Source organism: Psychrobacter pulmonis (genome assembly GCF_904846465.1).
GTDB classification, from domain to species: domain Bacteria; phylum Pseudomonadota; class Gammaproteobacteria; order Pseudomonadales; family Moraxellaceae; genus Psychrobacter; species Psychrobacter faecalis.
The window spans coordinates 251,597-260,984 of sequence record NZ_CAJHAT010000005.1; the positions used below are offsets into that span (position 1 = coordinate 251,597).

General features: G+C 45.0%; 6 protein-coding genes, 1 tRNA gene and 1 pseudogene. 5 read left to right on the forward strand and 3 right to left on the reverse strand.

Annotated features, from left to right (window positions below):
* Nucleotides 1-201: 201 nt before the first annotated feature.
* From JMX70_RS10250 to JMX70_RS10260, 3 genes are all read right to left on the reverse strand, one after another.
* A tRNA-Ser gene (locus JMX70_RS10250) sits at nucleotides 202-292 on the reverse strand.
* Between the two features lie 153 nt (nucleotides 293-445).
* Complete coding sequence (locus tag JMX70_RS10255; protein WP_227671245.1) at nucleotides 446-1,579, reverse strand: type I glyceraldehyde-3-phosphate dehydrogenase; 1,134 nt, start codon at nucleotides 1,577-1,579, stop codon at nucleotides 446-448.
* A 118-nt stretch (nucleotides 1,580-1,697) separates the two neighbouring features.
* Nucleotides 1,698-3,620: an AAA family ATPase gene (locus JMX70_RS10260; RefSeq protein ID WP_201591822.1), complete on the reverse strand. Its 1,923-nt coding sequence runs from the start codon at nucleotides 3,618-3,620 to the stop codon at nucleotides 1,698-1,700.
* Nucleotides 3,621-3,879: 259 nt separating this feature from the next.
* On the opposite strand from JMX70_RS10260, the gene exaC reads away from it, so the two are divergent.
* The 5 genes and pseudogenes from exaC to JMX70_RS10285 all read left to right on the forward strand — a co-directional run.
* Nucleotides 3,880-5,406, forward strand: coding sequence for an acetaldehyde dehydrogenase ExaC (exaC, locus tag JMX70_RS10265; protein WP_201591824.1), 1,527 nt, complete (start codon nucleotides 3,880-3,882; stop codon nucleotides 5,404-5,406).
* Nucleotides 5,407-5,503: 97 nt separating this feature from the next.
* On the forward strand, nucleotides 5,504-6,532 hold the full coding sequence (gene adhP / locus JMX70_RS10270) for an alcohol dehydrogenase AdhP (protein ID WP_227671240.1): 1,029 nt from the start codon (nucleotides 5,504-5,506) through the stop codon (nucleotides 6,530-6,532).
* Between the two features lie 210 nt (nucleotides 6,533-6,742).
* Entirely contained in the window at nucleotides 6,743-7,069 is a 327-nt protein-coding gene (locus JMX70_RS10275) for a DUF779 domain-containing protein (RefSeq protein WP_201591825.1), read from the forward strand.
* A 231-nt stretch (nucleotides 7,070-7,300) separates the two neighbouring features.
* Nucleotides 7,301-8,947, forward strand: coding sequence for a GMC family oxidoreductase (locus JMX70_RS10280; protein WP_201591827.1), 1,647 nt, complete (start codon nucleotides 7,301-7,303; stop codon nucleotides 8,945-8,947).
* A 326-nt stretch (nucleotides 8,948-9,273) separates the two neighbouring features.
* Nucleotides 9,274-9,388, forward strand: a pseudogene (locus JMX70_RS10285) (IS5/IS1182 family transposase); the annotation flags it as partial.

Genomic DNA, 9,388 nt, shown 5'->3' on the forward strand with positions numbered 1-9,388 from the left:
AGCATAACGATGTGCGACTGGTATAAATTTTCCTTGCTTGCTGCTAGCGCAGAGGCTGCGAAAAACCCATCCCAGTCGCACGGCACGGTATCAGTTTTAACGTAAGGCTGCTATGAAGCGGTCACTAAGGCTTTTAAAAACCACATTTATGCAAACATAAAAAAAGCCCCAATCAATAACTGATTGGGGCTTTTTCGAATTTGGCGGAGACGGAGAGATTCGAACTCTCGAAGGGCTATGAACCCTTGCCGGTTTTCAAGACCGGTGCATTCAACCGCTCTGCCACGTCTCCATTGGTGCATCATTATATAGATATCATCGTATAATGCAAGCGCTTCATATTAAAAAAATGAAATTAATTTACAGCCAGTTTTAAATCAATGACTTAGCGTGCGCCAAAATTTTTTACCCCGTGCTTTTTTTAAAACATTTACTGCAAACCAGGTTATTTACTTAAAGCGAGGTGCAAGCACATATCAAGCAGCCTGTTGGCATAGCCCCATTCATTGTCGTACCAGGCAAACACTTTATATTGCTCGCCCACTTGCATCAATTGCTGCCCATCGATAATCAGCGATTCTGGCTGATGGATAAAGTCACTGGAAACGAGCGGCTCATCAGTATACGCCATGATATTTATCAAATCACCAAGGCTAGCAGCTCTTAACTTTTCTCGTATCGCATCGACGCTGACATCCGGCGTATCAAAGACAAACGTCACATCAATCGCCGCCACATCAATGGTCGGTACGCGTATCGAGTGACCGTTTATCTTCCCTACCATCGCAGGCAATACCCGTTCTGTCGCAGCAATACTACTTGAGGTGGTCGGAATAATATTATAACCAGAGGCGCGTGCGCGTCTTGGGTCTCGGTGCGCTTGATCGAGCACTGTTTGGTCAGCAGTCACAGCATGAATCTCGGTCATCATAGCCGACCTAACGCCAAATGCCTTATCAAGCGTATCAATCAGCGGTACTAAGGCCTGCGTGGTACAAGAAACGCTCGAGATAATCGGCAGCTTGCGTGTGAGCTCAGCGGTATTGACGCCCATGACAATACAAGCATCGACATTATCAAAGGGCGCAGCACCAATAATGACTTGCTGTGCACCCGCTTCGATATGCTGATGCGCCTGCTCATAAGAGCGAAAATGCCCCGTACACTCTAGCATTACATCGATACCAAGCGTGCGCCATGGTAGGTTTTTTGGGTCAGCTTCTGAGAGCATTTTGATGCAGTAGGTCAGATTATTCTTAGTCAAACACAGCTGAGTATTGTTTTTATCGTCTAAAACCTCTGCACTGACGCCAAGTCGGCTTAAGCGACCATGAGTACTATCGAATTTTAACAAATGCAATAAGATATCAGCCGATGCCAAATCATTAATCGCCACTACATGGATAGCGTGCCCCAACACCTCAAAGCGCTCTAACAAGGCACGCAGTACATTACGTCCAATACGGCCAAAGCCATTGATAGCAATCCTCAAGGGCTGCGTATGCTCGCCTGTCGCATGCGTAAGCGCCACTCTAGGTTCGGCGTTCAATTGGTAAGTTGCGCTAGAAAAATCAGGTATAACGTCAGACATAAAAGGGTATCGCTATAAAGAGATATAAAAAGAGTGGCGCGCTACATTGAATATTATCAGCATAATGACGGTCTATCTTTAGAGATTTTTTCTCACCGATTGGATGCTACGGCGTAATAAAAATTAATGCCAAACGAATGGTATTGTAATCAACCGCTTGTTTTAGATGCTCAAAAATTGGACGCAGCTTAACACTGCCATCATCGTTAAAGTCATTAGGGTTATTGGCGACCTTAATGGCCACATAAGCGTTGCCAACCGCCGTCATCACTTCATCGTCTGGGCGCAGATGATCACACGCCAAACTTGGATCTTGCGATTTTAATTCTGCAATATGGCGCATAATGGTCGATTGCGACAGCTGCCGCGCCTGCGAAATCTCGGCAATCGATAAACTCTCTTCTAATAAAATTCGCGTCGCCAGCAAGGTGCTGTCCGATTTATCAGAAACTTGATTACCAAGTTTCTGTTTTTTATCTATCTGCGCTTGCTGTTGCTCGCGGCGTTTTTTCTGCAAATTGGCATACGCTTCAATCACCGACTTGCTAAGCGTGCCGCCTGATTTTAGAATAAATTTCTCATGCGCCTGCCTCATACTTTCTTCATCAAGCATGGCATAATTGGCATCCGCTTCCTCTGACAGTGCCAAAAAGCGTTTATCGGCGCCGCGTGCCAGCGGGTCAAGCTGCAAGCTCATGTCATTCATACCGAGCAATTGCAAACCTGCCAGCGACTTTAAGCGTGACAATGCCACATAACCTTGCCCAAGCTCAAAAGTGCGCGATAAATCAATCTCGGCCGCCTCAAGGGTCATGCCTTGCGATTTATGAATAGTAATGGCCCAAGCCAAACACAGCGGCACTTGTAAGTAGCTTGCCAGCACGTCGCCGGTTTCGTCTTCGATGATCCATTCTTCAGGCTCAGCGATGACTTCACGACCTGAGTTTAGTCGAACTACAGGCATTTTTTGCGTGGTTGGTTTTTCATCTTTTGGTTTTTCCTTACTTTCTTTATCTTTTTTGGCTTTGTTTTTCGTATTCTTAGCAATAGCATCTTGCGCAGTATCTTCAATCAAATCATCGCTCGTATCTTTACTATCGTCAATTTTTACCGCAGCAAAACCAATCAGCTCACCCATCGTGCCGTTAGAGACACCAAGCTCGCTGTTGTTTTTGATAAACATCACCTTAGCACCGACCTTTAATACCAAATCGTCTTGAGTGCGTACCGTTTTTTTGAGGGTCTCAACCAATTTACTATCGCCAGTCGAGGTGGCCTCAAAACGCATCATATCCCCATCTAAGGCGGCCAGCTCTTTATCATTGATTTTATTAACGTTGAGATTATGGGTATAAAGACGGGTACGCTTGATATCGACGTTTTGATCAAAGGTGGCTTCTAAAGCAGCAATGGCTTCAAAGCTCACTTCTTGACGGCGAATTTGATTGAGAATATCGTCTAAATCAAGCCCGCCATTTGCTGCTTCGCTCACTTGTCGATGTTGCTCAGATAGATAGCAAATATGAAATTTGGCATCGAGCCACGCTTCACTCATAAAGGCAAACTTTTCACGGTTGGTCTCGCCTTTACTTCCAATCGGTGGTAACTGAAAAAAGTCCCCTGCAACCACCACTTGTATACCACCAAATGCAGCATCGTTTTTTCGCACATGCTTGAGCACTTGGTTGACTAGGTTAAGCTGCTTGGCATGCAGCATGGAAATCTCATCGATGATCAATACCGCCGTGTCTTTTAATCTGTCTGCTAAAAACTGCTTACGCGATAAATTGGTCAAATCACGATCAGACAACTCGTCTTTGATGCCTATACCCGACCAACTATGGATAGTCGTGCCGTTCATGTGTGTCGCCGCGATACCCGTACTAGCAGTCACAGCAACTGGGACACGGCGTGCGCGTAGATAATCGATATATTGGTTGAGTGTATAGGTCTTACCTGAACCTGCTGAGCCAGTCAAAAATACATTTTGACCCGTTTTTAAAATATCAAGAGCAGAAGATTGACGCATATATCTAAACCAATTAAATAAATAGTAATAAGAAAAAGAGCATAAAAAATAGCTGCCATGATTATAACAGCTACACCAGCTTTGCGAACCTTTTTCACCGTTAAGCTGCTAATAACTTAAAGTTATACGATACAAAATATATCACTATAAAAAGTCATTATCGCTCTGTCGAAAAGCTCAGTAGGATAGAAAGATAACTTGGCCAGGAAGGTCAAGTCATTATGTTTACACCACCATAATACCCAACAAGGAGTCGTTAATGCTACACGCCTATCCCAATACAGAAAACAGCCCCGTCCAATTCCGCGAAAAATATGACAACTTTATCAATGGTGAGTGGGTCGCACCAGCCGATGGAGAATACTTTGACAACACCAGCCCCATTGACGGTAAAGTCATCTGCCAAGTCGCCCGTTCAAAAGAAGCGGATATTGAAAAAGCCTTAGACGCTGCTCATGCTGCCAAAGACGCTTGGGGCAAAACCAGTGTCGCTGAACGTGCCAATCTACTGCTCAAAATTGCAGATAAGATGGAAGCCAATTTAGAAGCCATCGCCATTGCCGAAACGTATGAAAACGGCAAGCCTGTACGTGAAACCCTAGCAGCAGACATTCCATTAGCTGTCGATCACTTTCGCTATTTTGCCAGTGCCATTCGTGCACAAGAAGGCGGCATCAGTCAAATTGATGATGACACGGTTGCTTATCACTTCCATGAGCCACTTGGTGTCGTCGGCCAAATTATCCCATGGAACTTTCCGATCCTCATGGCAGTATGGAAGCTAGCCCCTGCGCTTGCTGCTGGTAACTGTATAGTACTCAAGCCTGCAGAGCAAACGCCTGCCTCTATCCTATTTATGCTAGAGACGATCGGGATTGCTGATATCTTACCAAAAGGTGTCCTCAACGTGGTCAACGGTTTCGGAGTTGAAGCTGGTAAGCCGCTTGCCTCCAATCCACGTATCAATAAAGTTGCCTTTACTGGTGAGACGACTACTGGTCGCCTAATCATGCAGTACGCCAGTGAAAACATCATTCCAGTTACCCTAGAGCTGGGTGGTAAGAGTCCAAATATTTTCTTTGCCGATATCATGGATGAAGACGATGATTTCTTGGACAAAGCAGTTGAAGGTCTAGTGATGTTTGCACTAAACCAAGGCGAAGTTTGTACTTGCCCATCGCGTGCTCTGGTTCATGAAAGCATTTATGATGAGTTTATTAAACGCTGTATCGCCCGTGTCGAAGCGATTAAAATGGGCAACCCACTAGATACCGATACCATGATTGGTGCGCAAGCCAGCTCAGATCAGTTAGAGAAAATCCTCTCTTATCTTGATATTGGTAAAAAAGAAGGCGCCAAAGTATTGGTTGGCGGCGAACGAGCCAAACATGAGGGAGATTTGGGAGATGGCTACTATGTGCAGCCGACTATCTTTGAGGGTACCAATGACATGCGCGTGTTCCAAGAAGAAATCTTTGGACCTGTACTCGCCGTCACAACCTTTAAAGACGACGAAGAAGCCATGAGCATTGCCAATGATACATTATATGGTCTAGGCGCTGGCATCTGGACACGTAGTGTACATAAGGCCTATCGTTTCGGACGTGGCATCCAAGCTGGTCGCGTATGGACCAACTGCTATCATGTCTATCCTTCGCATTCAGCGTTTGGTGGCTACAAGCAGTCTGGTATCGGTCGCGAAAACCATCTGATGATGCTCGATCACTATCAGCAAACCAAAAACATGCTGGTGTCTTATAGTCCTAAAAAAATGGGCTTCTTTTAAAGCTGTCTCTCAAAGCACTTTATGGCAAAACTGTAAAGTGCGACCTTGATGCTTGTTGAGCATCTTAATACAAAGAACGATGACAAGGAGTTGTAACGTGACTAATAAGATGAAAGCGGCCGTTTTACATGAATTCGGACAACCCTTACAGATTGAAGAAGTAGATATTCCGACCCCCGGTGCTGGTCAGATTGTGGTTAAAATGCAGGCTTCAGGTGTTTGTCATACTGACCTGCACGCTGTCGAAGGGGATTGGCCTGTAAAACCAAGCCCACCATTTATCCCGGGACACGAAGGCGTAGGTCTTATCACTGCTGTGGGTGATAACGTTCATCATGTCAAAGAGGGCGATAGAGTTGGTGTGCCTTGGCTCTACTCTGCCTGTGGTCACTGTACCCATTGTTTAGGTGGCTGGGAAACCTTGTGCCTAAGTCAAAAGAACTCTGGCTACTCAGTAAATGGTAGTTTTGCAGAATACGTCCTAGCAGATGCAAACTATGTCGGCATTATCCCTGAGAACGTTGACTCTGTTGAGATTGCACCAGTTTTATGTGCAGGAGTCACTGTTTATAAAGGTCTGAAAATGACTGACACCAAACCAGGTGATTGGGTCGTTATTTCAGGAATCGGCGGACTTGGTCACATGGCGGTACAGTACGCTATTGCTATGGGACTGAACGTTGCTGCTGTTGATATAGATGATGAAAAGCTCGATTTTGCTAAAAGACTGGGCGCAAAAGTCACGGTCAACGCAAAAAACACCGACCCTGCCGAATATCTACAAACAGAAATCGGCGGTGCTCATGGTGCGCTCGTGACAGCAGTATCGTCTAAAGCATTTGACCAAGCCTTAGGCATGTTACGACGCGGTGGTACTTTGGTCTGTAATGGTCTACCAACGGGCGACTTCCCTGTCTCTATCTTTGATACCGTTCTAAACGGTATTACCATTCGTGGCTCAATCGTTGGTACCCGTCTAGACTTGCAAGAGTCGTTAGATATGGCGGCGGAAGGTAAAGTAAAAGCGACCGTAGCTGCTGAGCCGCTTGAGAATATCAATGACATTTTTGACCGTATGCGCGATGGTAAAATTGAAGGTCGCATCGTCATTGACTACTCTATGTAGACAGGTCAATTAATTGCGACATTTTTATTTTTTAGAAATTATCTCGATAATTACGACGTTTGGTCACAAATAACAGGTCGTATCGTTTTCAGCCACATGCTATTAATGATGTGAGTGATGATGATGCGGCCTTTTATATTCGCCCTCAGCTTATATTCGTAATCAGCATGACAGTAATTCCGTGATAATTTTGAAGATAAGGAGCATGACATGAAACTTGAAGCGACAGAATCCTGCAAAGCATTAATCGAATTACTCAAATCTAAACATGGCGAGCTGATGTTCCATCAATCAGGCGGCTGCTGCGATGGTAGCTCACCGATGTGTTATCCATTGGGCGAGTTTAAAGTGGGCGGCCAAGACGTGCTCATCGGTGAGCTCGCTGGCTGTCCCTTTTATATGGGTAAAGCGCAGCATAAACTTTGGCAACATACGGATTTAACCATCGATGTGGTCGATGGACGCGGGGCCAGTTTTTCGCTTGAGATACCTGAAGGTAAGCGCTTTATCGTCCGTTCAGAAGTATGTGCGGTGTAAACTACTACTTTATTCACAAGAAGCTATCAGTCTCATATCAGCGCATTTTATGTCTTATTGGACATTGATTTTTTCATAACACTTTGAGCAATACAATTTTGCCAAATACCACTTGGTCATTTTTATTGCATTATTTAACCAAAATAATAGATACTGTAAGACGGAAGCGATTTTAGAAGCTCGCTTTAATGAGTGCGTTTTAATAAGCATGGATGCTATAAGGAAGATAACATGGAAGTTGATCCAAAATTTGACTACGTCATCGTGGGCGGCGGTTCTGCAGGCTGCGTCCTTGCCAGCCGTCTGACAGAAAATCCAGATATCAGTGTCTGCCTATTAGAGTACGGCGGTGAAGGCAAAGACCTTGCGATTCGCGTACCGGCAGGTTTAATCCTTTTAGTACCAGGCAAACCGCTAAAATCAAACAATTGGTGCTTTCATACTACGCCGCAAACGCATCTTAATAATCGCCGCGGCTTTCAACCACGTGGTCAATGCTTGGGTGGTTCATCCGCTATTAATGCAATGATCTATACTCGCGGCAGCGCGCTTGATTATGAGCGCTGGGTTGAGCAAGGCTGTGAGGGTTGGGGCTTTGACGATGTGCTACCTTACTTTATTAAAGCTGAAAACAATGTCCACGGCGCGGATGAACTGCATGGCGATAGCGGCCCTTTGCACGTCAGTAATTTATTAAGCCCGCGTGAAATCTCAAAAGCATTTGTAGAAGCGGCTGTCGCTAATGGCTTGGAGCACAATCAAGACTTTAATGGTAAAAAACAAGACGGCGCAGGACTATATCAAGTCACCCATTTTCATGGTGAAAAACAAGGTCAACGCTGCTCTGCGGCCGCCGCCTATTTACACCCCGTACAAAAAAGTCGGCCAAATTTAACCGTTATCACCCACGCCCAAGCCAACCGTGTCATCTTTGAAGACAAACAAGCCGTTGGCGTCGCTTATGAAAAAGACGGCGTCGAGCATATGGTGATGGCACGTCAGGAAATTATTTTGTCAGGTGGCGCTTTTGGTTCGCCGAAAGTTTTGATGCTATCTGGTATTGGTCCTGCCGAGCACTTGCAGGCGCACGGTATCGATGTATTGGTCGATGCGCCCGAGGTTGGCGGTAATCTACAAGACCATTTAGACGTGGTATTTGATTACGAGGTCAATACTACCGATGTGATCGGTATTGGTATGGCAACGCTCTCAACCTTGACCAAAAGCATTCGACAGTGGAGAAAAGATGGCACAGGATTGCTGTCTACCAACTACGCCGAAGCAGGCGCGTTTTTTAGTGTTGGTGACGCCCCAAAAGAGTGGCCGAATACCCAACTGCATTTTGTGATATCGCGGGTGATTGAGCACGGACGTGACCTTAGGCGCGGTTTTGCCATCTCTTGTCACGCCTGCTACTTGCGCCCTGAAAGTCGCGGTACGGTTAGGCTTACGTCAGCTGACCCCTCAGAGTGCGTATTGATTGATCCCAACTTCCTCTCCCATCCTAAAGACGTAGAGTATATGTTAGCAGGCGCTGAGCGTACGCGCGCCATCATGCAAGAAGCACCCATCGCCAAATATATCACCGAAGACTACCCTGCCCCTTATATCGAAAAAGACGGCATGCTTGGCTATATCCGTAATAAATCAGACACCATCTATCATCCAGTCGGCACATGCCGTATGGGTTCAGATGATAAGTCTGTGGTCGACTTGGAATTAAAAGTGCGCGGCGTCAATGGATTACGCGTTATTGATGCGTCTGTGATGCCGACCTTGATAAGCGCTAATACCAATGCACCAACCATTATGATTGCCGAAAAAATGGCTGACTTGATTAAAGCAAAACATCATCACGCTGAGCAAATCGCATCATAGAACAAGTAAGTAAAATATTTTACGGTAGGCGCTTTTATCTCATAACTTTTCTATTGTAAATAGCGCTTACATTCAAAAATACGGATATTAAAATGGGACATTTTCTATCAAATTAAATATATTGATACCTTGCGTTACAACTGTGTAAGGTAGTATATTTAAACCACTTATTTATATTGTTATTTATCGCAGTCCACAATTTGAGTTAAAAACACCTGACTTATTTTCGTTTTGCATAGGTGCTGTATAGAATTGAGGAAGCATTGAAAAAAATAAGCAACGCCTTACTCTACTGTTTACCACAACAAAGAGATAAGGCATCACTTATGACTCGCACCAAGCTCAACGATGAACTTTGGCACAAGCTATTTATTATATTGCGACAAATTAACGTATATAACAAGCCCAATCTAAGACGTACCGTTGAAGGCATGCTATATA

What these genes read in the sequence shown, in the direction of transcription:
- JMX70_RS10260 (WP_201591822.1), bottom strand. Translation starts at nt 3,620, where the DNA reads ATGCGTCAATCTTCTGCTCTTGATATTTTAAAAACGGGTCAAAATGTA.
- exaC (WP_201591824.1), top strand. Translation starts at nt 3,880, where the DNA reads ATGCTACACGCCTATCCCAATACAGAAAACAGCCCCGTCCAATTCCGC.
- JMX70_RS10275 (WP_201591825.1), top strand. Translation starts at nt 6,743, where the DNA reads ATGAAACTTGAAGCGACAGAATCCTGCAAAGCATTAATCGAATTACTC.
- JMX70_RS10280 (WP_201591827.1), top strand. Translation starts at nt 7,301, where the DNA reads ATGGAAGTTGATCCAAAATTTGACTACGTCATCGTGGGCGGCGGTTCT.